The sequence below is a fragment of the Candidatus Arsenophonus nilaparvatae genome (assembly GCF_045346035.1).
Classification (GTDB): Bacteria; Pseudomonadota; Gammaproteobacteria; order Enterobacterales; family Enterobacteriaceae; genus Arsenophonus; species Arsenophonus nilaparvatae.
In genome coordinates this window covers 1,554,150-1,578,112 of record NZ_CP158507.1, presented here as the reverse complement: position 1 = coordinate 1,578,112, position 23,963 = coordinate 1,554,150, and the positions used below count along the sequence as shown (strand labels likewise).

Genomic DNA, 23,963 nt, shown 5'->3' with positions numbered 1-23,963 from the left:
TTATGATTTATTCAGATGGCACAATTACAACCGTGTCAGGCTCTTCTATTGTCAAAGGCACGGGCACGAAATGGAACAGTAATAACCCCCTGGTATCACCCGGCATGTTAATGTTGATTAAAAATGGTGACGTGAATTATCCTTACATGATATTGGCAGTCAACAGTGATACTGAATTAACGTTAGCAGATAAGCCGACTTTTAGCGCAACAGAGACCACTTACAGCATTAATCTCACTGAACCCAATAATAATTCTGACGCTGCACGCGCACTGGTTGCCGCTAACACTTACATCCTCTATTTTTTGCAAAACATGGATTTGTGGATGGGGGATAATGGTGTCGTTGAAATCACGTTGCCGAGCGGTAAAACAGTCAAGTTAGCGTCAATTAAAGCGCTACAAGCGCTAGTGGAAGGAAAAGCTGATGCAAGCAGTGTTGAAGAGATAAAAACAGCACTAGAAAGTCCCGCGGACAAAAAAAGCGTAGAAGACATAAACAAAACCGTCGCAGATAAATTTGATAAAAATAGCGTTTTGCAAGCAGTAGGTAATGCTACTGATAAAGTCATGAGTCAAAAAGCATCCACTGATATTCTTGCGAAAAAAGATTCAAATGAACAACTTAGAGCTGGAAAAATAAGTGCCTCACATTCTACCGGTGACTCAGTTATATGGTTAGGAGATCCTAAAGAGGGTTATGATTTAGTCTATGTCCGTTCATCTAAACGTGGTTTTATACGTAATAATAGGCTTAGCGTAGCCACTTATTTTCCAGATAAAGATGGAACATTTGCTTTATTGTCAGACATTCCAAAAATGATAGCGGATGCTAACGGTTTTTTTAAAAGAGCCTCGCCGATAGTAAAAATCCATCCCGATGGTAGTTTTGAAACCAGCGAAGAATCAGAAGGGGCAAGAGTCCAACGAACTGGAATGGGCAGCTATTTTATTTCCGGCGTCATGGGTTACAACGCTGATGGGGCGTGGGGAGTGAATGGAGGTGTTTCAGTACCCAAAGACATTAATGGGTTAGAACTTATCTACGTCAGAGACAAAATCTTATCCAATGGTGATACTGAGATTCAAACATTTCACCGACAACACACCCATTTACCTAAAGATTTTCAAAATTGGCGAATTAAAGAAATTATTGACGGCAAACCATTTTATTACGCTGACGGTGAGCAGGTTGATATTCCACCCTCGACATGGTTAGACGTGCGGGTGCAAATGCCCGTTGATTCAATTTGGGAGCAGCAGCAAAGATTGAAAGCGAAATAGCCCTTCACAAAAATTTTTATCTGAAAATCGGATACATTGAACATCAAAAAGACTTTCCTTCTTACTCGAAAATTTCGTTAGTTGATTAAACCCTATCATGGGATAGCGGGTGTGGTAAACAACTTTTCACATTAAAAAATCGATCGAATCGATCAAAATAATTCATTTTATTTTTGTTTTGGATTCATGGAAAACTAAATACCCATGCGGCATTTAATTCTAAATGTCAGTTTTATTTAGTTAGATTAATCAAAAAATGGAGATAAAGTGAATAAAAAAACTATACTAGCCTGTGCGATTATGGGAATTCTGGAAAATGTTAACGCTGAAGAAGTTAAAACCGAGGGTGAGTTTTCAACAGTATTGGGTACAAAAGCCCAAGCTTCCGGATACGCAAGCACTGCTATTGGTGCGGAAAGTAAAGCCACCGGTGAGTTTTCATCAGCATTAGGTACAAGAGCCGAAGCTTCCGGATACCTAAGCACTGCTATTGGTGAAGAAAGTAAAGCCACCGGTGAGTTTTCATCAGCATTAGGTTTAAAAGCCGAAGCTTCCAGATACGCAAGCACTGCTATTGGTGAAGAAAGTAAAGCCACCGGTGAGTTTTCATCAGCATTAGGTTTAAAAGCCGAAGCTTCCGGATACGCAAGCACTGCTATTGGTAAGGAAAGTAAAGCCACCTGTAAGTTTTCATCAGCATTAGGTACAAAAGCCGAAGCTTCCAGATACGCAAGCACTGCTATTGGTGGAGGAAGTAAAGCCACCGGTAAGTTTTCATCAGCATTAGGTACAAAAGCCGAAGCTTCCAGATACGGAAGCACTGCTATTGGTGCGAGTAGTAAAGCGAAAAGAGAATATACAGAGAATCTAATTGATATGGTTAGAAATCAACTGAATGATCCCGATAAAAATGCATTAATTACAGAGCTCTCTGTTGGTTATATTGTTCAAGAGGATAAGAAAAGTGGCACTGCTGGTGTAAAAAAATTTAGTCAAATCACCCACGTTGCCCCGGGTACTGAAGACACCGATGTGGTTAATCTTTATCAAATGAATAGTGCAATAGAGAAGAAATTAAGCGATACACGGATAAATCATCTTGAGGATAAGTTATCGGAAACTAACACGAAAATTGAACGAGGACTCGCGACCTCTGCGGCGCTGACCGGACTTTTCCAGCCTTATGGGGTCGGTAAAGTGAATTTCACGGCAAGTATTGGGGGGTATGGAGCTTCTCAGGCCCTGGCTGTTGGTACAGGCTACCGTATCACTGAAAATGCCGCCGTAAAAGCCGGGGTTGCTTATTCTGGCGGTAATCATGTGATGTATAACGCGTCATTTAATTTTGAGTGGTAATCCTGTTAAGTCTTACAAGAGTCCCCAGAAAAAACGCTGGGTACTTTTACTGTTCTCAGTTGCCCATCACAGGGGCATCCTATTAGCAGCGTTGGAGGAAATGGGTCAATTCCGCTTTATGCCAGTTTGATAGTGCACCATTTAGCATGAGCTGGTTATCCTGTGTAGTCTGAGATAACAAAGTTTCTATCTCAGCAATAACTCTATCTGCATTTTCGCGTTTGCGGATAATCTGTTTAATTGCTAATTTCTCTGCATCGGCTATTTTATCTTGAAGCTCTTCCGTGACATGCCAGATACGCTCACATTCCGTAGCGATAGAAGGGACTAGCCTGACTTCCATCGGATAAGGTGAGGGAATACCTGTGACTTCTCTTAATGCATACCAGATAGCATGATTCCATGCATCTCTAAAACGAAAGTTTTGTGTTATCAGTGCAATGATACGAGCAAGATTTTGAGTATCTTTATTGCTGAATTTTTCGTTAGCTTCGGGTTGGTATTTTGGATGCTCGTACTTGCCTGTTTTACGGATAGAAGGCAGAACCTCATTTGTTACCCATTTACGAAAACGATGAGGGAGTGTTCCTTGTTTGACTGCATCACGGCAACGGAGTACTAAAGTGTACATGCCTGATTCAGAGATTATGTTAGTGTCACGATTTTGAACAACACCATTTGAGCTGGTGTAAGTTAAACTTACGTCAGTTTTTTCATCTTCATCTAAAGGTTTTAATGCCATACGAGAATTCGCAAGTTTTAACGCGTCACAAACATCCTGAGCAACAAACCATGGATCATTGTTTATAATAACAGTACAGATTATGTGATTCTCGAAAGTAAATGGTGTGGTAGATAATGTTGTCATAATGACCTCATACGGTATTTAAGAATATTGCTACCATTTAAGAGGCTAATCTTGGGTGGTAGCCCAGACAGGGTTAGCCTTACCGGATACCGTACCGGCGAACCTTACGGTTCCCCTACCTGAGCCACCATAGAAGTGGACTAAGGCGCATAAAAAAACACGCTAATGCGTGTCAATTTACGACACGGTATTCCAGCGAGAGGCTAATCCCGACATCTGATTTATTAGATGCAAGTAAACTATAGCGCATGATTTCTTCTTTCGTCAATAGTGATTTAAAATGTCAATGTTTTTATTATGAAGCTGCAATTCCGTTCATCATCACGCTTAGCAATCTTGGAAATTGGCTATCATAGAAATGAGGCTGAGTCTGCCGGGGATGGTTTGGGTCAGTCAAATTTTTACCAAACTGTAATCCCTTTTCTGTCAGTGACCAGAATAATTTTTCCTTGTCAGGATGTTTACTGCTTGGGCGCGATTTACGTTCAACAATACCTAATAATTGCAGACGCTTAAAGCCGGATGGTGGGCTGTAAGGCTTACCATGCAGTAGTAAAAGCTCCGTAAAAGAATGTGTCACTTCGCTTGATACTGTCAAGCTGCCTTCTGGAGCATCGATGGCATAAGTGGGCAATATATCCGGCATCCCAAGTGAAGATTGCAATTTTTTCATTGCGCCAAGTAGACCAGAAGGGGCGATAGGCAGCTCCTGCTTGTAAAAAGCGATCATTGCTAAGCCAGCTTGTACTTTTTCGACAAGTACGCCGTTATTGCTTTTTACCGAATCTCGAAACCGTTCGTAGACCTGAACCTCAAAATAGGGGTCTATCCATGCTGCATATCGAATGGCGATAATTTCAACTGCCCAGCTGCCAGATTCAAGGCCACCTTTGATAATATTGACCGAAGCACTCTGCGATGCTTCGCTTACTTTTTGTGCAAAAGCGCTGATACCCTCACTTCTGAGAAACACAGAAGGCCGTTGCGATTCTGTCGCTTTACCTTGTGCAACGGCAGCACGATGTAAATCATTCAGACAATACCGCCTGAAAGCATCTTGACGAACAACGGTATTTTCGATAACAACTAATTTAGACATAACTATTTCTCCGTAATGAAACGAATGGTTAAATTTTATTCCCCAAAACTAAGGGTATTATTAGGTAAATGAAATACTTATAAAGGTAAATTAAAGGCAGTAAAGCTTTAGAAAATTTTTATTTTTATATTACTAATCAATAAGTTAAATTATTTTTTGAAAACTGATGTTACGCCATATGGGTTGGACAGAAGCCGCTGACTTAATTATTAAAGGCATGCAAGGGGCGATTGCTGCCAAAACCGTCACCTATGATTTTGAGCGTTTAATGCCAGGTGTTAAACTATTGAAATGCAGTGAGTTTGGTGATGCAGTGATCAATCATATGTAATTTTATGCTTTGCTGAATTAATCACGGGAACTTAACGGTTCCCATTTAATTTGTGAGCTATTATTGTGTTCCCTAAAACTGAACAATTAGACGGTAATGATTTGCCACTCTTTTCCACGAAATTCTTGTTTATTCCTTCGGTAAAAAATAATAGCTAATCTACCATTATCAGATTTTTGCAACGGCGCGCAAAAAATAAGCGGTTTTTTTGTGCAGCACACACTATTATTGTTGAATTTTTAATCATTGGTTATTAACAATTTTTCCAACATGCCAAATTTTAATTTTGACTTAATATTACTTATGTAATTTAAATTTTATTGATAAATAGGAAGAATATTCGATGACATCTAATTCAGACAATAAACATAATGTTAGCGATGTGACCTTGTTAGGTAGAACAATAACAAACGACATATTAGATAGTTGTTTAGAAGATCACATGAGAATTGTTATTAATAATAGAGAAGCTGGCGCCCTTTGTACTTTAAGACATGATGCGATATTAGGTGGCCAAGAAGATGATGTCATTTCTGGTACTGAAAAAGGAGAAACCATTTATGGTGGAAATGGAAATGATAACATATCTGGTGATAAAGGAGACGATATCATATATGGTAATGATGGTAATGATGTCATTAATGGTAATGAAGGAGATGATTACATATCAGGTGGTAAAGGAGACGATAACATATATGGTAATGATGGAAATGATGTCATTAGTGGTCATGAAGGAAACGATTGCATATCAGGTGGTGAAAGAGGCGATACCATATATGGTGATGATGGAAATGATGTCATTAATGGTCATGAAGGAAACGATTGCATATCAGGTGGTGAAAGAGGCGATACCATATATGGTGATGATGGAAATGATGTCATTAATGGTAATGAAGGAAGCGATAACCTGTCAGGTGGCAGCGGAAAGGATGTTTTTCTTTATTATCAAATAGATGATTCGATGTTCGGTTCGCCAGATAAAATAATCGATTTTGAGACTGGTAGCGATACAATTGATATTTCTGCCCTTAGTAAAATTAAAGGTAATACTATCGAAATTAAGCAAGTAAATCACTTTTCTAACCAAAAAAATGAAATGATAGTTGATTATAATCAATCAGAAAATTTAACCAGCCTAATGCTTGATTATAATGGAGATGGAAAAGCGGACTTTCTAATCGAAATTATCGGAGAAATTAATCCGATAGCGGATATCGTGACTTAAGGAACTTCTAAAATATAACAACCAGAATTTTACCTGAAGTTATAAAATTTACAGTTTATATGAGAAATTAAAATAGGATAACAAGATTATCCCAATCATTACGGGTGGCAATAAGCCGCTCTTTTTTATGGGGCGCACATGACGGCTGTTTTTGCTGCTGGCTATTTGATTGTAGTTTGTGACTTTGAACTGTGTTCGGCAATTTGTGGTTGCTATAACAAGTAAAGCAGTAGCTTCGCGACTATTTTTAAACAACGGTTATTATATTTAAAATAATAAATATTGTGCGAACCTTAATGGCATTTTACGGAATATTAATTTTATTGAGTAAATATTGTGCGAACCTTAATGGCATTTTACGGAATATTAATTTTATTGAGTTAGCATGAAATTAAACAATAAACAAAAGCAAATAAAAAAATCAATCTGTCGCTAAACGATTCGCTTGTCTTCGACCCTCAAACTGCTGAGTCGCTTTATTTATCGTAAAAAGATGGCTTGGCAGGAACGCTAACGCGGGGGTTCCTTGCTACCCGATAAGTCCCCCCCTGGCTTCGGCGGTTTTGCAGTCGGTTATCTTTGCGATTTCAATCTGCCGCCTTACATGTCCTGACGGACATTTTAAAACATAAAAAAAGCCCGCCATAAAAGTAGCGGGTTTCCCTGATATGGTGTGATGCGACTCAAAATCAGAAGTGGCGGTATTTACGATTAATTTTAGAAGTTATGACCTAATACCAAATCGATATTATCTCATCGAATAAAATACCCTAGGTGCATTTAACGCACCTAGACTAATCCGCTTTTTTATGTCTTACGAATGCGTTGTTGGCTATCATACAAAGCAAATAACACTAAACGAACATGAAATACCGTTAATAATCCCGTCAATGACGCTGGCTCAAATTTCATTCTGGCTTCTGTTATCGTCTGTCTCACCACTTTATACGCCACTGAACGCAACACTGAGATTTCTTTTTGTGGAATACCAAAAGCAAATAACAGTGCCGTTTCAAACTGCACTGGCGTTAATTCAGGAAAAAGATTGCGTAACTCTGGATATTGAGTAGGATCGAACACAGTCATATAGACCTCCTTATAAGGTTTATGTGATAGCTGTGTAGTCAGATATGGAGTCTGGCTATACAGCGCCAAAAAAAATAACTTAACGCTTAACAAACAACATGTAATACAACAAAACCGGCGTTCTATTTTCTTACCGGCTACGTCGGTTTGCCTCTTCATGCAAGGCAGCGTTCCTCGCTAACGCTGTGGTACGCTGCCTGCCTTCATCGTTGAACCTTCTTCACCTGTAAAATCACTAAAATATCGGTTTTATTATTTTCTGTCGAAGCACTGGTAAACCAGCCCTTCGGCAAAAACGAAAATCCGGTATCCGCTTCGGTTACTTTATTTTCAGCCAAACCGCCTAACAAAATAATATCACCATCGGCAACGCTCACTTGCGTATTGACCTGGCGTTTAATCAACGTTGGACTGTTATTGACACCCGTTTCAGTTTTAGCAAAATTTGATAATTGCTGGTCAATGGTTAAATCAACACCCTGTTGCCGGATTTGCGGACGTACATTTAAAATTACCCCACTAGAGCGATATTCTATCGACTGGACAGGCTTATTATCAGCATAACTTACCTTACCTAATACAGGCACATCTGAGCCGACAGAAAATGATGCCTGCGCCCCATTCTTCACTCTTAATCTAGGTGAACTCACCACATGAAAACGGCTATCAGTACGGAACAATTCATATAACGCATCTAATGAACCTAAATTAAAGCGAACAAAATTATCAAATCCTGCCTCTTTACCGATACCAACATTAAATTTACCGGAAACCAATTTGGCAGCCAATGCCAAGCCTGACCCATTACGCTCAGCGGTTTGTACCTCAAAGACATAGGCAGAAACCACCACTTCATCCGTTACAGTATCGATTTTAGGTAACAATATTTTTAATCGGGCAATATCGGCTTTAGTACCATAATAAACCAGTACATCCCCTGTCCGGTTCAGAAAATCCGAAGCCGTCCCCGCCACGGCTTTTTCTGGTGCGATTTGCCCCACTGAAATACCACTACGAGACGAATTAAAATTACCATCAAACTGGCTGCGTAATAAATCCGATAAATACGATACTGAGCGATAACGGGGCTGATAAACATAGGTTTCCCTGATTACTGTGGGTGTTTTTGGCGTAAAAAACTAAATAATCAATCCCATTACGTTCATGAATGGCAATCTGTAAATTATTCAAATAACGCTTAATAAAAGCCCGTTCATCAATTTCTGGCGTAATACGAAAAGTCACTTTACGAGGGTCATTGATTAATTCTGGCGATAACATAAACGGACGTTCAAAAACCTGTCGATAAAGCACATTCAACGCTTGCGGTAAAGGCACGTTATCCAGTTCCATCATCACGCCTTTAGCCATTAACAAGGGACTTACCGTTAACAACACCCCTATCCATGCCCTTTTCATTTCATGCCTCCCGAATAGGTTGTGACAACCTCACCGTCAATGTTGCCCGTCATCCGCAAACCATAAAAACGAAACTGCGATAATGGCTCAAGTCGAATCTGCCCCTGCTGATTAAGTAACACCACCCACGCCTGACCACGCTGACTAATTTTGCCCGCAATACGCCATTAAGTGGATAAATTTTGTGGCGACGGATTTTGATGTGATTTTTGGGTAGTCACTGATTTATCAACTGATTCAGAGACAGGCCGATTTTTGGGCGTTATCCCGTTACCACCAAAAAATTGATAAAGAAAATAAACGGAGGCTATGACCAGCAACAACAGTCCTAATGTTAATAACCAGAATTTAGATTGATTAAAAATACTCTGGCGCTTATCCACCACCTGCTCTTGTCCTTGCCCCCCTTCATAAGAATGATAAAGTGGAAAAATCACCTTGTCATAACTGCACTGATAAGATGAAGTGCGATTATTTTTAAACAGTTTAATCCCTGAATAAACATCGACCCGATAGCGATGACGTAACCCTAACGCCACCAATTTGGTCATTTTATACGTCGTCTCAATCCGGTCTTTGATAAAACGCGGTAAATTAGCCACCGACTGATTTAATACCACTAAATCACAGGTAACACCTTCTATATTAACAAAATGACCATGTTCGGCAATAAATGAGCGATGTTGTTGCGGTATCTTGTCGTTTTCCCAAATTCGCCACGCTTCATCAATGCAAATTAAATCACCTGCCTGACAAAAGGTGTCTTCTGCGATACCCGTTTCTGTTTTAAATGGAAAAAAATCAGCCTTTTTAACCTGTTCATTATCAACGCAGATAATCTCACCTAATTGATATTCATCGGCTTTCTTTTTATCAAGACAATAAACCCTGATTTTTTCTGCTGAAATGCCGTAGATATTCGTCACAATCCGGCGACCTTTCATAAAAGCCGGAATAATAACGTTACAAACTACTTCGTAAGATTTACCGCTTCTTGGAATACCGACATAAGCTGAAATCGCCATACATCACCCTATCACCGGAATACGGCGCACAATAAAACGGGTCAGATAAGCCGAAATCACAATCTTCATCCCCGTTATCACGGCAAACAGATTCATAAAATACCAGACACTATCAGGCAGTTGACCAATCAACTCCGGCAAATTCGTTGACGTGGGTAGTAAAGCTAATAAAACGGGGACAAATTCAGTAACCACTAAAAACAGCGCCGAAAACACAATAAATTTAATGGCCAGCGTTCTAAAAACGAACCCTAATAAAAAATTAAATGCGGATACAATCAAGGCATACATCACTTAATCCCTTAAGAAGACAATACAATCCGTAATCCCAGAAATGACCAGATAATCATTGAAAACAGGGTTAACAAACCACGAATGCTTTCAAACAAGGTACAATGAGCATCAATGACAAAATGCTGCTCAAACACCTCAAAAGTCGCTACTGGGCATGACGCTGCTCGTTCTGGTAAATTAAAATTTTTCAAAAAAGGAAAGAGATTCTGTAATGGCGATAATACCGATTCTGCGGTGGGTGAATCTAAATCCGGTTCATTATTATCGGGATGCGATAAATCGGTTCCCTGACCATTACCTTTTGAACCAGAAGATTGCCCAAAATTTGAAGAAGCACCCGAAGATGAACTGACACCCGATTGACTGGTTCCGGATGAAGACAATGAATGCGTGGCACTCTCGGTATTCACTAAACTTCCTGCAATACTCGAACCTGCATCAACGGAATGGGCTGTACTCCCTAAATTTATTGAACCACTCCCTGACGGTGAAGAAAGCGGTAAATCAGAATAAACAGGTAACGGATATCTAGCTAAATCCAAATCAGGATGAAGCGCTAAATAATTAAGATTATATTCCACCTTATCTTTAGCAGAAGCCGAATCTGAAATGGCATAATCGGGATTAGGTACAACACTAAATATTCCCGTATCAGGAAAATCAGGCGGATTATTCATATCAGAATAAGCACCACTACCCACCCAACCTAAAAATTTATCCTCTTTAAAAACGGGTTTACATCTGTCCGTCACAACAAACTCATCTGAAGAGCCAATCGAGCCATAAGTACCATACTGAGACGCACAAAAGGAATGGGCTAACGTCGTCTCATCGTTATTATTCGTTTTACCATAACCTTTACCTTCTGCTACTTCCCCTGTCGGTTTCCAAGATGTTGCATTACAAATATCGCTTTTATCAAAACAAATAAGCACATCACCCGTGGCTATATACTCACAACCGTCAACATAAATATAACGTTCACCTGAAATACTCCTAACGCCACTTTGAGAGCCGGATAAAGGCGGTTTCTTCTTACAAATTTCTTCCGGAGTGGATTTTTCAATTGCATCATCCGATTTAGATTTATCAAAATTATCATTCTCGCGAACTGAAACGGTATAAAATCCTGCGCCTTCTAATGTATCACCTAAACCACCAATAATTGTACCCACATAATCCACCCGAACATTATTAAAAATACCCACATCAGAAATCGAAGTGATTTTTTTAAATTTGCAAGAACGCGAAGGCATACAATAAACCACGCCGGCTTTTTTTACTTTCTCATCCTCAAACGCGCGTAATGCTATCGAACGTCTATCATGACCCTCATAATATTGACTATTTTCGTAAGCATAAAATGGATATTTATTAGACAGTGAATGATTAACAGCAATAGAACTTGCGCTTACTAAAACAGGATAAAAAACAGATAAAACGGCAAAATAGAAAAAATATATCAATCCAACCCTTGTATGACTGCCCAGGCACATAACAGCCCCCACAAAAAACACAGAAAATAAAATCCGATTGTCAGCATCGATATAAAGGGGCATTAATTTGCCCCTCTCCTTGTTACGCACCACGTACCATACGTAAAACCCACTTAACGCCTGCCATGCCTGCATAAACGGCAATCAGACCGCCTGCAACGGCTAAAATACCCGTCATGACAGAATTAAAATTAAGGGAGTTCGTTAATTGCGTGTAATCAATAGCCGTACCTGTCCCTGTTGCGGCTTCTGCAAATGACATTGCAGAACTAAAAGCACCGAATAAACCAATACCTACACTTAAATATAAAGTGCGTAGATTAAGTTTGTTAAAAAACTTATTTAAACCTAATTTAGTCAACATAATTAAACACCTTTAAACATATTAATTACTGCACCAAGACCTTTGGAAAATAACCAAAGTCCGATTACCGAGGTAAAAGGAATCCCCAAAATTGTGCCGCGACTGAATAATCAATATTAAGGAGTTCCTGATATGGCAACTCTTTTATCGTCAATTCAATAGTTTGGCAGTCATTCGTGACTTTCGAACAAATCTCACCGACAATATTATTTTCCGGAGTAGCCATAGCGATCACCTATTCCACTAAATCGAGAAACATTTCAACGTTATGCCCCGTTAAGGGTTGCCCTGTCTGTTTATCGTGATATCTAAACGAACGTTCAAAACCGGAAATTCGGCAAACCAATTCATTCACTTCTGAATCAATCGCCCCCACACGCCGTTTAGAACGAATTTTTACAACCGGCGGTTTAGAATAAGGATCAGGTGCGGGTAAAATAACGGTGGTATAAACATGTCCATCATTAGACGTACTGATACGGGTCACTTTTCCACTAATCACTGTTTGATATAAGGGCAATGCAGCCATAATGGTTCACCTTTCTTGATTTAAGCGTTTGCAACTTGTTTAAATGGATAAATAGTATTCTGACGTTCAAAAACACTCACTGGCTCGACATACCAGTCAGGCCGTTGTTGAGAAAAATCGATATGGATAACTTTATAAAAGGGAATGACGTTAGATTTATCGCCGGTGAGATTTTGTAATTGTGATTTGCTGAGGCCAATATTCGTTAATAAAGTTAAATTATCATAAAATGTTCTTCTTGCCAGAGAATTAAAAACATTTAAATAACCTTCATTAACTAAACGACGATAAAAACCAAATATCCGTTGAGCTTTAGCATAGGAAATGTTGCCTTTTGGCGTGGTAGAATAATAATGAGATTTTAATCGTTCAAAAATATGTTCGTCATCATAAATATTCATTTCCATTCCCCTCAGTGCCGTCAACAAATCATCAAAACTTTTCATCCACAGATCGTAAATTAAATTAGCCCCACTACGTTCATATTGTTGTTGATAAAGGCAAAGCGCAGAAAAATTAATCGGAATCTGATTATCTTTTAAAAACGTTTTTTTAATCGCCCTTCTAATCTCAACAGGTTATTGGCAAAATCCGTCAAACGTTTATTATTTAAAATCGCAAACTGATTAAGCAACACCTCATCATTGGGATTAACCCGTAATTTTCTTTGTATTTCACCAAAACGTTTTGCCAGTTCAAGCGCTTTGTAATAAATACACAATTCCCTGTGTTTAGAACCACGATTAAAATAAACGGTGGATTCATGATCGTTTGATTTCGTGGCTTTGGTTTGTCCATGACTGATATTCTTAAAATAAGCAATCACCTGCTTACAAATACTTTCCGTTGGTAATCTTACTGATAACGTTGTATGAAGCTCAGAAACTTCGCTATTCTCGACATCTAACAAATTAAAAAGATGTGGCATGGAAACCGCTAAATTAGTCATTAACTCCAAGCCACATAATGCAATATTGGTTGAACCAAATACATTATGCCCCTGTAAGAGCTTGGCGGGTGAAGCCTTAAGATTGACACGCGGGAAAATCAAATGAGTTCCCTGATAAATTTTCATGCCCAAACTGGCAAAATGCGTTGGTAACGATTCAAAAGGATGCGCTAATCCCTGAACAGATAAATCCCCTTTTATTTCAAATTCCACATCACGAGCAGACAACCGAACCCCACTTAATTTAGCAATCTGCATAAAATCGATAGAGCCTCCTCCATGCTCCCTATCACGAGATGTTCTCATCACATACTCATCTTTAAATGGAATCTGAAGCTCAAGAAGATCAATCATAATAACCACTCTATGAATACTAATAGTGATTATATATAGTCAACTATCTTTAAATAGTCAACTTACTATTCATAAATAAGTTATTATTTCTATAAATGACTCACAAGAGAGAATTTTTATGGCTATAGGTGATAATATACGAACAAGGAGAGAAGCTTTAGGAATGACTAGAGAAGAGTTAGCCGAAAAAACACAAATATCATTCTCTCAATTATCAAAGATAGAAAGAAATGAACAAAAAAATCCAACTATTCAATCAATTATCGCAATCAGCACCGCTTTAAATTGTTCAGTTGATGAGCTTATCTATAATAAAAAATCAACTGACACTAATTATTTAATAAAAGTAATAAATAACTTGCCATTAGAAGATCAAGAAGTAATCAAAAAAATAAGTAAAGGTATGAGTCTGATAAATCAAGCTGAAGAAATGTTAAATAAAAATCAATAAACATAATAAAATATGTAAAATAATGCGGATTCCGCACAAGAGTACATAATTAAAGAGTCATGTACTCTTGATTATGTAACATTTAATTAACAAATGGCTAATGTAAATGGAAAAGAAAAAAATAATAAAACAACTAAAAGAACTAGAAATTGAATTTAGAAAAAATAACCCTGACGTTATCGGTTATACCCTGTTTAATACAGTTAATCGCCGCTTTGTGACAATGAGAGAAAATGAGTTTGGAATGCTTATTTATACGGATAATCTTGAAGTAGCCTATTTTGAAGATACAAAACTTCCCGCATTGACACGAGTTTCGCACGGACATATAAAATTCTAGAAATGGCGTCAAAACAATGATTAACCTGTAACTTACTAAGAGGTATAAATTTACTTAAATTACAATAAGTTGTTTTTAATTTATGAGATTTTTTCTATTTATATATTATGCTGAATTAGACGTAAAAATAGAGCGTTTTTTTATTGGTGCGAAACTCGTGATTGATAAGTAGAGAATTGTTACCAGAACCTGATAAATTCGATATTGCGGTTGTTCCACTAATCAAAAACCCCCTATTTGGACTTAGCGTCAAGTCAGGCTACCTAGATCGACATAACCGCAGGTTCGCACAATAGCGTTATGTATAAATGGCCGCCGTCTGCGAGGAGATATTTTCGCAGACGGCTATTCAACATAACGGCATTGTACATTGTGCGAACCTTAATGGCATTTTACGGAATATTAATTTTATTGAGTAAATATTGTGCGAACCTTAATGGCATTTTACGGAATATTAATTTTATTGAGTTAGCATGAAATTAAACAATAAACAAAAGCAAATAAAAAAATCAATCTGTCGCTAAACGATTCGCTTGTCTTCGACCCTCAAACTGCTGAGTCGCTTTATTTATCGTAAAAAGATGGCTTGGCAGGAACGCTAACGCGGGGGTTCCTTGCTACCCGATAAGTCCCCCCCTGGCTTCGGCGGTTTTGCAGTCGGTTATCTTTGCGATTTCAATCTGCCGCCTTACATGTCCTGACGGACATTTTAAAACATAAAAAAAGCCCGCCATAAAAGTAGCGGGTTTCCTGATATGGTGTGATGCGACTCAAAATCAGAAGTGGCGGTATTTACGATTAATTTTAGAAGTTATGACCTAATACCAAATCGATATTATCTCATCGAATAAAATACCCTAGGTGCATTTAACGCACCTAGACTAATCCGCTTTTTTATGTCTTACGAATGCGTTGTTGGCTATCATACAAAGCAAATAACACTAAACGAACATGAAATACCGTTAATAATCCCGTCAATGACGCTGGCTCAAATTTCATTCTGGCTTCTGTTATCGTCTGTCTCACCACTTTATACGCCACTGAACGCAACACTGAGATTTCTTTTTGTGGAATACCAAAAGCAAATAACAGTGCCGTTTCAAACTGCACTGGCGTTAATTCAGGAAAAAGATTGCGTAACTCTGGATATTGAGTAGGATCGAACACAGTCATATAGACCTCCTTATAAGGTTTATGTGATAGCTGTGTAGTCAGATATGGAGTCTGGCTATACAGCGCCAAAAAAATAACTTAACGCTTAACAAACAACATGTAATACAACAAAACCGGCGTTCTATTTTCTTACCGGCTACGTCGGTTTGCCTCTTCATGCAAGGCAGCGTTCCTCGCTAACGCTGTGGTACGCTGCCTGCCTTCATCGTTGAACCTTCTTCACCTGTAAAATCACTAAAATATCGGTTTTATTATTTTCTGTCGAAGCACTGGTAAACCAGCCCTTCGGCAAAAACGAAAATCCGGTATCCGCTTCGGTTACTTTATTTTCAGCCAAACCGCCTAACAAAATAATATCACCATCGGCAACGCTCACTTGCGTATTGACCTGGCGTTTAATCAACGTTGGACTGTTATTGACACCCGTTTCAGTTTTAGCAAAATTTGATAATTGCTGGTCAATGGTTAAATCAACACCCTGTTGCCGGATTTGCGGACGTACATTTAAAATTACCCCACTAGAGCGATATTCTATCGACTGGACAGGCTTATTATCAGCATAACTTACCTTACCTAATACAGGCACATCTGAGCCGACAGAAAATGATGCCTGCGCCCCATTCTTCACTCTTAATCTAGGTGAACTCACCACATGAAAACGGCTATCAGTACGGAACAATTCATATAACGCATCTAATGAACCTAAATTAAAGCGAACAAAATTATCAAATCCTGCCTCTTTACCGATACCAACATTAAATTTACCGGAAACCAATTTGGCAGCCAATGCCAAGCCTGACCCATTACGCTCAGCGGTTTGTACCTCAAAGACATAGGCAGAAACCACCACTTCATCCGTTACAGTATCGATTTTAGGTAACAATATTTTTAATCGGGCAATATCGGCTTTAGTACCATAATAAACCAGTACATCCCCTGTCCGGTTCAGAAAATCCGAAGCCGTCCCCGCCACGGCTTTTTCTGGTGCGATTTGCCCCACTGAAATACCACTACGAGACGAATTAAAATTACCATCAAACTGGCTGCGTAATAAATCCGATAAATACGATACTGAGCGATAACGGGGCTGATAAACATAGGTTTCCCTGATTACTGTGGGTGTTTTTGGCGTAAAAAACTAAATAATCAATCCCATTACGTTCATGAATGGCAATCTGTAAATTATTCAAATAACGCTTAATAAAAGCCCGTTCATCAATTTCTGGCGTAATACGAAAAGTCACTTTACGAGGGTCATTGATTAATTCTGGCGATAACATAAACGGACGTTCAAAAACCTGTCGATAAAGCACATTCAACGCTTGCGGTAAAGGCACGTTATCCAGTTCCATCATCACGCCTTTAGCCATTAACAAGGGACTTACCGTTAACAACACCCCTATCCATGCCCTTTTCATTTCATGCCTCCCGAATAGGTTGTGACAACCTCACCGTCAATGTTGCCCGTCATCCGCAAACCATAAAAACGAAACTGCGATAATGGCTCAAGTCGAATCTGCCCCTGCTGATTAAGTAACACCACCCACGCCTGACCACGCTGACTAATTTTGCCCGCAATACGCCATTAAGTGGATAAATTTTGTGGCGACGGATTTTGATGTGATTTTTGGGTAGTCACTGATTTATCAACTGATTCAGAGACAGGCCGATTTTTGGGCGTTATCCCGTTACCACCAAAAAATTGATAAAGAAAATAAACGGAGGCTATGACCAGCAACAACAGTCCTAATGTTAATAACCAGAATTTAGATTGATTAAAAATACTCTGGCGCTTATCCACCACCTGCTCTTGTCCTTGCCCCCCTTCATAAGAATGATAAAGTGGAAAAATCACCTTGTCATAACTGCACTGATAAGATGAAGTGCGATTATTTTTAAACAGTTTAATCCCTGAATAAACATCGACCCGATAGCGATGACGTAACCCTAACGCCACCAATTTGGTCATTTTATACGTCGTCTCAATCCGGTCTTTGATAAAACGCGGTAAATTAGCCACCGACTGATTTAATACCACTAAATCACAGGTAACACCTTCTATATTAACAAAATGACCATGTTCGGCAATAAATGAGCGATGTTGTTGCGGTATCTTGTCGTTTTCCCAAATTCGCCACGCTTCATCAATGCAAATTAAATCACCTGCCTGACAAAAGGTGTCTTCTGCGATACCCGTTTCTGTTTTAAATGGAAAAAAATCAGCCTTTTTAACCTGTTCATTATCAACGCAGATAATCTCACCTAATTGATATTCATCGGCTTTCTTTTTATCAAGACAATAAACCCTGATTTTTTCTGCTGAAATGCCGTAGATATTCGTCACAATCCGGCGACCTTTCATAAAAGCCGGAATAATAACGTTACAAACTACTTCGTAAGATTTACCGCTTCTTGGAATACCGACATAAGCTGAAATCGCCATACATCACCCTATCACCGGAATACGGCGCACAATAAAACGGGTCAGATAAGCCGAAATCACAATCTTCATCCCCGTTATCACGGCAAACAGATTCATAAAATACCAGACACTATCAGGCAGTTGACCAATCAACTCCGGCAAATTCGTTGACGTGGGTAGTAAAGCTAATAAAACGGGGACAAATTCAGTAACCACTAAAAACAGCGCCGAAAACACAATAAATTTAATGGCCAGCGTTCTAAAAACGAACCCTAATAAAAAATTAAATGCGGATACAATCAAGGCATACATCACTTAATCCCCTTAAGAAGACAATACAATCCGTAATCCCAGAAATGACCAGATAATCATTGAAAACAGGGTTAACAAACCACGAATGCTTTCAAACAAGGTACAATGAGCATCAATGACAAAATGCTGCTCAAACACCTCAAAAGTCGCTACTGGGCATGACGCTGCTCGTTCTGGTAAATTAAAATTTTTCAAAAAAGGAAAGAGATTCTGTAATGGCGATAATACCGATTCTGCGGTGGGTGAATCTAAATCCGGTTCATTATTATCGGGATGCGATAAATCGGTTCCCTGACCATTACCTTTTGAACCAGAAGATTGCCCAAAATTTGAAGAAGCACCCGAAGATGAACTGACACCCGATTGACTGGTTCCGGATGAAGACAATGAATGCGTGGCACTCTCGGTATTCACTAAACTTCCTGCAATACTCGAACCTGCATCAACGGAATGGGCTGTACTCCCTAAATTTATTGAACCACTCCCTGACGGTGAAGAAAGCGGTAAATCAGAATAAACAGGTAACGGATATCTAGCTAAATCCAAATCAGGATGAAGCGCTAAATAATTAAGATTATATTCCACCTTATCTTTAGCAGAAGCCGAATCTGAAATGGCATAATCGGGATTAGGTACAACACTAAATATTCCCGTATCAGGAAAATCAGGCGGATTATTCATATCAGAATAAGCACCACTACCCACCCAACCTAAAAATTTATCCTCTTTAAAAACGGGTTTACATCTGTCCGTCACAACAAACTCATCTGAAGAGCCAATCGAGCCATAAGTACCATACTGAGACGCACAAAAGGAATGGGCTAACGTCGTCTCATCGTTATTATTCGTTTTACCATAACCTTTACCTTCTGCTACTTCCCCTGTCGGTTTCCAAGATGTTGCATTACAAATATCGCTTTTATCAAAACAAATAAGCACATCACCCGTGGCTATATACTCACAACCGTCAACATAAATATAACGTTCACCTGAAATACTCCTAACGCCACTTTGAGAGCCGGATAAAGGCGGTTTCTTCTTACAAATTTCTTCCGGAGTGGATTTTTCAATTGCATCATCCGATTTAGATTTATCAAAATTATCATTCTCGCGAACTGAAACGGTATAAAATCCTGCGCCTTCTAATGTATCACCTAAACCACCAATAATTGTACCCACATAATCCACCCGAACATTATTAAAAATACCCACATCAGAAATCGAAGTGATTTTTTTAAATTTGCAAGAACGCGAAGGCATACAATAAACCACGCCGGCTTTTTTTACTTTCTCATCCTCAAACGCGCGTAATGCTATCGAACGTCTATCATGACCCTCATAATATTGACTATTTTCGTAAGCATAAAATGGATATTTATTAGACAGTGAATGATTAACAGCAATAGAACTTGCGCTTACTAAAACAGGATAAAAAACAGATAAAACGGCAAAATAGAAAAAATATATCAATCCAACCCTTGTATGACTGCCCAGGCACATAACAGCCCCCACAAAAAACACAGAAAATAAAATCCGATTGTCAGCATCGATATAAAGGGGCATTAATTTGCCCCTCTCCTTGTTACGCACCACGTACCATACGTAAAACCCACTTAACGCCTGCCATGCCTGCATAAACGGCAATCAGACCGCCTGCAACGGCTAAAATACCCGTCATGACAGAATTAAAATTAAGGGAGTTCGTTAATTGCGTGTAATCAATAGCCGTACCTGTCCCTGTTGCGGCTTCTGCAAATGACATTGCAGAACTAAAAGCACCGAATAAACCAATACCTACACTTAAATATAAAGTGCGTAGATTAAGTTTGTTAAAAAACTTATTTAAACCTAATTTAGTCAACATAATTAAACACCTTTAAACATATTAATTACTGCACCAAGACCTTTGGAAAATAACCAAAGTCCGATTACCGAGGTAAAAGGAATCCCCCAAAATTGTGCCGCGACTGAATAATCAATATTAAGGAGTTCCTGATATGGCAACTCTTTTATCGTCAATTCAATAGTTTGGCAGTCATTCGTGACTTTCGAACAAATCTCACCGACAATATTATTTTCCGGAGTAGCCATAGCGATCACCTATTCCACTAAATCGAGAAACATTTCAACGTTATGCCCCGTTAAGGGTTGCCCTGTCTGTTTATCGTGATATCTAAACGAACGTTCAAAACCGGAAATTCGGCAAACCAATTCATTCACTTCTGAATCAATCGCCCCCACACGCCGTTTAGAACGAATTTTTACAACCGGCGGTTTAGAATAAGGATCAGGTGCGGGTAAAATAACGGTGGTATAAACATGTCCATCATTAGACGTACTGATACGGGTCACTTTTCCACTAATCACTGTTTGATATAAGGGCAATGCAGCCATAATGGTTCACCTTTCTTGATTTAAGCGTTTGCAACTTGTTTAAATGGATAAATAGTATTCTGACGTTCAAAAACACTCACTGGCTCGACATACCAGTCAGGCCGTTGTTGAGAAAAATCGATATGGATAACTTTATAAAAGGGAATGACGTTAGATTTATCGCCGGTGAGATTTTGTAATTGTGATTTGCTGAGGCCAATATTCGTTAATAAAGTTAAATTATCATAAAATGTTCTTCTTGCCAGAGAATTAAAAACATTTAAATAACCTTCATTAACTAAACGACGATAAAAACCAAATATCCGTTGAGCTTTAGCATAGGAAATGTTGCCTTTTGGCGTGGTAGAATAATAATGAGATTTTAATCGTTCAAAAATATGTTCGTCATCATAAATATTCATTTCCATTCCCCTCAGTGCCGTCAACAAATCATCAAAACTTTTCATCCACAGATCGTAAATTAAATTAGCCCCACTACGTTCATATTGTTGTTGATAAAGGCAAAGCGCAGAAAAATTAATCGGAATCTGATTATCTTTTAAAAAACGTTTTTTTAATCGCCCTTCTAATCTCAACAGGTTATTGGCAAAATCCGTCAAACGTTTATTATTTAAAATCGCAAACTGATTAAGCAACACCTCATCATTGGGATTAACCCGTAATTTTCTTTGTATTTCACCAAAACGTTTTGCCAGTTCAAGCGCTTTGTAATAAATACACAATTCCCTGTGTTTAGAACCACGATTAAAATAAACGGTGGATTCATGATCGTTTGATTTCGTGGCTTTGGTTTGTCCATGACTGATATTCTTAAAATAAGCAATCACCTGCTTACAAATACTTTCCGTTGGTAATCTTACTGATAACGTTGTATGAAGCTCAGAAACTTCGCTATTCTCGACATCTAACAAATTAAAAAGATGTGGCATGGAAACCGCTAAATTAGTCATTAACTCCAAGCCACATAATGCAATATTGGTTGAACCAAATACATTATGCCCCTGTAAGAGCTTGGCGGGTGAAGCCTTAAGATTGACACGCGGGAAAATCAAATGAGTTCCCTGATAAATTTTCATGCCCAAACTGGCAAAATGCGTTGGTAACGATTCAAAAGGATGCGCTAATCCCTGAACAGATAAATCCCCTTTTATTTCAAATTCCACATCACGAGCAGACAACCGAACCCCACTTAATTTAGCAATCTGCATAAAATCGATAGAGCCTCCTCCATGCTCCCTATCACGAGATGTTCTCATCACATACTCATCTTTAAATGGAATCTGAAGCTCAAGAAGATCAATCATAATAACCACTCTATGAATACTAATAGTGATTATATATAGTCAACTATCTTTAAATAGTCAACTTACTATTCATAAATAAGTTATTATTTCTATAAATGACTCACAAGAGAGAATTTTTATGGCTATAGGTGATAATATACGAACAAGGAGAGAAGCTTTAGGAATGACTAGAGAAGAGTTAGCCGAAAAAACACAAATATCATTCTCTCAATTATCAAAGATAGAAAGAAATGAACAAAAAAATCCAACTATTCAATCAATTATCGCAATCAGCACCGCTTTAAATTGTTCAGTTGATGAGCTTATCTATAATAAAAAATCAACTGACACTAATTATTTAATAAAAGTAATAAATAACTTGCCATTAGAAGATCAAGAAGTAATCAAAAAAATAAGTAAAGGTATGAGTCTGATAAATCAAGCTGAAGAAATGTTAAATAAAAATCAATAAACATAATAAAATATGTAAAATAATGCGGATTCCGCACAAGAGTACATAATTAAAGAGTCATGTACTCTTGATTATGTAACATTTAATTAACAAATGGCTAATGTAAATGGAAAAGAAAAAAATAATAAAACAACTAAAAGAACTAGAAATTGAATTTAGAAAAAATAACCCTGACGTTATCGGTTATACCCTGTTTAATACAGTTAATCGCCGCTTTGTGACAATGAGAGAAAATGAGTTTGGAATGCTTATTTATACGGATAATCTTGAAGTAGCCTATTTTGAAGATACAAAACTTCCCGCATTGACACGAGTTTCGCACGGACATATAAAATTCTAGAAATGGCGTCAAAACAATGATTAACCTGTAACTTACTAAGAGGTATAAATTTACTTAAATTACAATAAGTTGTTTTTAATTTATGAGATTTTTTCTATTTATATATTATGCTGAATTAGACGTAAAAATAGAGCGTTTTTTTATTGGTGCGAAACTCGTGATTGATAAGTAGAGAATTGTTACCAGAACCTGATAAATTCGATATTGCGGTTGTTCCACTAATCAAAAACCCCCTATTTGGACTTAGCGTCAAGTCAGGCTACCTAGATCGACATAACCGCAGGTTCGCACAATAGCGTTATGTATAAATGGCCGCCGTCTGCGAGGAGATATTTTCGCAGACGGCTATTCAACATAACGGCATTGTACATTATAAGAAATAAATTAAATATTTTTTTTAATTTTAATTAAATTTAATTTTCTAAAAAGAAAAATAATCATTTGTTATCTTTTTTATTTTGATTTTTTATTACAAATTAGCGACAGTTAGGTTGTTTTAAAACTTAATCTAAATTTGTATTTTCATTGATAGTTAATGGTTTATTGATTAATAAGTCAAATAATAAAAACCGCTTTTATTGGTAAAGAACACGGCAGTTAACATACGAGGAAACGTTTGAAAAAACGTCTTTTATTATGAAATTAAATTCTATCATAATAATTATAGCAACTTTAATATCCGCGATATTTGCGGTGGTTTATAACAATTACACTCATCTAAAGTATCAATACAAAAAACTTAAAGATGAATTACAACAACAAATAGAACTTAAAAATAATTATTTATACGAAATAGAATCGTTGCAACAAATTGATGTTAAACGTACTCAGGAACTTAATAATGCGAAAATGGAAATACATAAGCTTAGTGATGATTTGCGTAATAACCATAAGCGCTTGTTCGTCAAAGCAGTGTGTCCCCCAGATCAAAATGTTGCCACCACCACCCCCGGCTTGGATGCTATCAGATCCACCGAATTGGCGCCAGACGCTGGACGAAATTATCTTCGTCTCAGACGTCAACTTGAAACATTAGAAGCCCAATTTTTGGGATTACGAGCAAGAGTGCAGGAAATTTATAAACAGTAATAAATTTGT

27 protein-coding genes and 4 pseudogenes are annotated in these 23,963 nt (G+C 38.0%); 9 read left to right on the top strand and 22 right to left on the bottom strand.

The features are described from left to right. Window positions 1-2: 2 nt before the first annotated feature. Both WH390_RS07625 and WH390_RS07620 read left to right on the top strand, forming a co-directional pair. The gene (locus WH390_RS07625; protein ID WP_052044859.1) at window positions 3-1,283 is read left to right on the top strand and encodes a hypothetical protein; all 1,281 of its coding nucleotides are present in this window, start codon (window positions 3-5) and stop codon (window positions 1,281-1,283) included. Window positions 1,284-1,550: 267 nt separating this feature from the next. Beyond that, the gene (locus WH390_RS07620; protein ID WP_406850548.1) at window positions 1,551-2,639 is read left to right on the top strand and encodes a YadA-like family protein; all 1,089 of its coding nucleotides are present in this window, start codon (window positions 1,551-1,553) and stop codon (window positions 2,637-2,639) included. Window positions 2,640-2,721: 82 nt separating this feature from the next. On the opposite strand, the gene WH390_RS07615 is transcribed toward WH390_RS07620, so the two are convergent. Together WH390_RS07615 and WH390_RS07610 are read right to left on the bottom strand one after the other, a co-directional pair. After that, a complete protein-coding gene (locus WH390_RS07615) occupies window positions 2,722-3,507 on the bottom strand; it encodes a BRO family protein (protein WP_032115207.1) in 786 nt (261 codons plus the stop codon). Between the two features lie 295 nt (window positions 3,508-3,802). After that, window positions 3,803-4,606 (bottom strand): KilA-N domain-containing protein, encoded by an 804-nt coding sequence (locus WH390_RS07610; RefSeq protein WP_032115208.1) that lies wholly within the window; start codon window positions 4,604-4,606, stop codon window positions 3,803-3,805. A gap of 160 nt (window positions 4,607-4,766) precedes the next feature. On the opposite strand from WH390_RS07610, the pseudogene WH390_RS07605 reads away from it, so the two are divergent. Continuing rightward, window positions 4,767-4,937, top strand: a pseudogene (locus tag WH390_RS07605) (isocitrate/isopropylmalate family dehydrogenase); the annotation flags it as partial. Between the two features lie 343 nt (window positions 4,938-5,280). Beyond that, the gene (locus WH390_RS07600) at window positions 5,281-6,162 is read left to right on the top strand and encodes a M10 family metallopeptidase C-terminal domain-containing protein (protein WP_406850547.1); all 882 of its coding nucleotides are present in this window, start codon (window positions 5,281-5,283) and stop codon (window positions 6,160-6,162) included. A gap of 807 nt (window positions 6,163-6,969) precedes the next feature. Here the strand turns inward: WH390_RS07600 and WH390_RS07595 are convergent. From WH390_RS07595 to WH390_RS07550, 10 genes and pseudogenes are all read right to left on the bottom strand, one after another. Next, entirely contained in the window at window positions 6,970-7,248 is a 279-nt protein-coding gene (locus WH390_RS07595; RefSeq protein WP_032116493.1) for a hypothetical protein, read from the bottom strand. 203 nt (window positions 7,249-7,451) lie between these two features. Beyond that, window positions 7,452-8,249, bottom strand: coding sequence for a type II secretion system protein GspD (locus tag WH390_RS07590; RefSeq protein ID WP_406850545.1), 798 nt, complete (start codon window positions 8,247-8,249; stop codon window positions 7,452-7,454). 34 nt (window positions 8,250-8,283) lie between these two features. Further along, on the bottom strand, window positions 8,284-8,667 hold the full coding sequence (locus WH390_RS07585) for a hypothetical protein (RefSeq protein WP_406850544.1): 384 nt from the start codon (window positions 8,665-8,667) through the stop codon (window positions 8,284-8,286). Further along, window positions 8,664-9,692: pseudogene (locus WH390_RS07580) on the bottom strand (zonular occludens toxin family protein). Before WH390_RS07580 ends, WH390_RS07585 begins: the two are co-directional and overlap by 4 nt. 3 nt (window positions 9,693-9,695) lie before the next feature. Next, the gene (locus WH390_RS07575) at window positions 9,696-9,983 is read right to left on the bottom strand and encodes a DUF2523 family protein (protein WP_032116491.1); all 288 of its coding nucleotides are present in this window, start codon (window positions 9,981-9,983) and stop codon (window positions 9,696-9,698) included. A gap of 11 nt (window positions 9,984-9,994) precedes the next feature. Further along, the gene (locus tag WH390_RS07570) at window positions 9,995-11,617 is read right to left on the bottom strand and encodes a hypothetical protein (RefSeq protein ID WP_406850543.1); all 1,623 of its coding nucleotides are present in this window, start codon (window positions 11,615-11,617) and stop codon (window positions 9,995-9,997) included. Further along, window positions 11,565-11,846, bottom strand: a complete 282-nt coding sequence (locus WH390_RS07565) for a major capsid protein (protein WP_238565709.1) — start codon at window positions 11,844-11,846, stop codon at window positions 11,565-11,567. The genes WH390_RS07570 and WH390_RS07565 overlap by 53 nt, the downstream gene beginning before the upstream one ends. A 64-nt stretch (window positions 11,847-11,910) precedes the next feature. Continuing rightward, on the bottom strand, window positions 11,911-12,072 hold the full coding sequence (locus WH390_RS07560) for a hypothetical protein (protein WP_406850546.1): 162 nt from the start codon (window positions 12,070-12,072) through the stop codon (window positions 11,911-11,913). 9 nt (window positions 12,073-12,081) lie between these two features. Then, on the bottom strand, window positions 12,082-12,375 hold the full coding sequence (locus tag WH390_RS07555; RefSeq protein ID WP_032116488.1) for a hypothetical protein: 294 nt from the start codon (window positions 12,373-12,375) through the stop codon (window positions 12,082-12,084). Window positions 12,376-12,395: 20 nt separating this feature from the next. Next, window positions 12,396-13,630: pseudogene (locus tag WH390_RS07550) on the bottom strand (phage/plasmid replication protein, II/X family). Window positions 13,631-13,796: 166 nt separating this feature from the next. Between WH390_RS07550 and WH390_RS07545 the strand changes: the two are divergent. Further along, window positions 13,797-14,129: a helix-turn-helix domain-containing protein gene (locus WH390_RS07545; protein ID WP_032116486.1), complete on the top strand. Its 333-nt coding sequence runs from the start codon at window positions 13,797-13,799 to the stop codon at window positions 14,127-14,129. A gap of 106 nt (window positions 14,130-14,235) precedes the next feature. Continuing rightward, window positions 14,236-14,469, top strand: coding sequence for a hypothetical protein (locus WH390_RS07540; RefSeq protein WP_032114835.1), 234 nt, complete (start codon window positions 14,236-14,238; stop codon window positions 14,467-14,469). A gap of 894 nt (window positions 14,470-15,363) precedes the next feature. On the opposite strand, the gene WH390_RS07535 is transcribed toward WH390_RS07540, so the two are convergent. From WH390_RS07535 to WH390_RS07490, 10 genes and pseudogenes are all read right to left on the bottom strand, one after another. Further along, window positions 15,364-15,642 (bottom strand): hypothetical protein, encoded by a 279-nt coding sequence (locus tag WH390_RS07535; protein WP_032116493.1) that lies wholly within the window; start codon window positions 15,640-15,642, stop codon window positions 15,364-15,366. Window positions 15,643-15,844: 202 nt separating this feature from the next. Next, on the bottom strand, window positions 15,845-16,642 hold the full coding sequence (locus tag WH390_RS07530; protein ID WP_406850545.1) for a type II secretion system protein GspD: 798 nt from the start codon (window positions 16,640-16,642) through the stop codon (window positions 15,845-15,847). A gap of 34 nt (window positions 16,643-16,676) precedes the next feature. After that, window positions 16,677-17,060 (bottom strand): hypothetical protein, encoded by a 384-nt coding sequence (locus WH390_RS07525; protein ID WP_406850544.1) that lies wholly within the window; start codon window positions 17,058-17,060, stop codon window positions 16,677-16,679. Next, a pseudogene (locus WH390_RS07520) lies at window positions 17,057-18,085 on the bottom strand (zonular occludens toxin family protein). Before WH390_RS07520 ends, WH390_RS07525 begins: the two are co-directional and overlap by 4 nt. A gap of 3 nt (window positions 18,086-18,088) precedes the next feature. Continuing rightward, window positions 18,089-18,376: a DUF2523 family protein gene (locus WH390_RS07515; protein WP_032116491.1), complete on the bottom strand. Its 288-nt coding sequence runs from the start codon at window positions 18,374-18,376 to the stop codon at window positions 18,089-18,091. A 12-nt stretch (window positions 18,377-18,388) separates the two neighbouring features. Then, window positions 18,389-20,011, bottom strand: coding sequence for a hypothetical protein (locus WH390_RS07510; RefSeq protein WP_406850543.1), 1,623 nt, complete (start codon window positions 20,009-20,011; stop codon window positions 18,389-18,391). Beyond that, the gene (locus tag WH390_RS07505; RefSeq protein ID WP_238565709.1) at window positions 19,959-20,240 is read right to left on the bottom strand and encodes a major capsid protein; all 282 of its coding nucleotides are present in this window, start codon (window positions 20,238-20,240) and stop codon (window positions 19,959-19,961) included. The genes WH390_RS07510 and WH390_RS07505 overlap by 53 nt, the downstream gene beginning before the upstream one ends. A gap of 2 nt (window positions 20,241-20,242) precedes the next feature. Beyond that, window positions 20,243-20,467 carry a hypothetical protein gene (locus WH390_RS07500; RefSeq protein ID WP_032116489.1) on the bottom strand — a complete coding sequence of 75 codons (225 nt, stop codon included), beginning with the start codon at window positions 20,465-20,467 and terminating at the stop codon, window positions 20,243-20,245. Between the two features lie 9 nt (window positions 20,468-20,476). After that, the gene (locus WH390_RS07495; RefSeq protein ID WP_032116488.1) at window positions 20,477-20,770 is read right to left on the bottom strand and encodes a hypothetical protein; all 294 of its coding nucleotides are present in this window, start codon (window positions 20,768-20,770) and stop codon (window positions 20,477-20,479) included. Between the two features lie 20 nt (window positions 20,771-20,790). Then, window positions 20,791-22,074 carry a phage/plasmid replication protein, II/X family gene (locus WH390_RS07490; RefSeq protein ID WP_032116487.1) on the bottom strand — a complete coding sequence of 428 codons (1,284 nt, stop codon included), beginning with the start codon at window positions 22,072-22,074 and terminating at the stop codon, window positions 20,791-20,793. A 118-nt stretch (window positions 22,075-22,192) separates the two neighbouring features. Between WH390_RS07490 and WH390_RS07485 the strand changes: the two genes are divergently transcribed. From WH390_RS07485 to WH390_RS07475, 3 genes are all read left to right on the top strand, one after another. Next, on the top strand, window positions 22,193-22,525 hold the full coding sequence (locus tag WH390_RS07485) for a helix-turn-helix domain-containing protein (protein WP_032116486.1): 333 nt from the start codon (window positions 22,193-22,195) through the stop codon (window positions 22,523-22,525). A gap of 106 nt (window positions 22,526-22,631) precedes the next feature. Continuing rightward, window positions 22,632-22,865: a hypothetical protein gene (locus WH390_RS07480; RefSeq protein ID WP_032114835.1), complete on the top strand. Its 234-nt coding sequence runs from the start codon at window positions 22,632-22,634 to the stop codon at window positions 22,863-22,865. A gap of 693 nt (window positions 22,866-23,558) precedes the next feature. Further along, complete coding sequence (locus WH390_RS07475; protein ID WP_187290932.1) at window positions 23,559-23,954, top strand: lysis system i-spanin subunit Rz; 396 nt, start codon at window positions 23,559-23,561, stop codon at window positions 23,952-23,954. Window positions 23,955-23,963 lie beyond the last annotated feature (9 nt).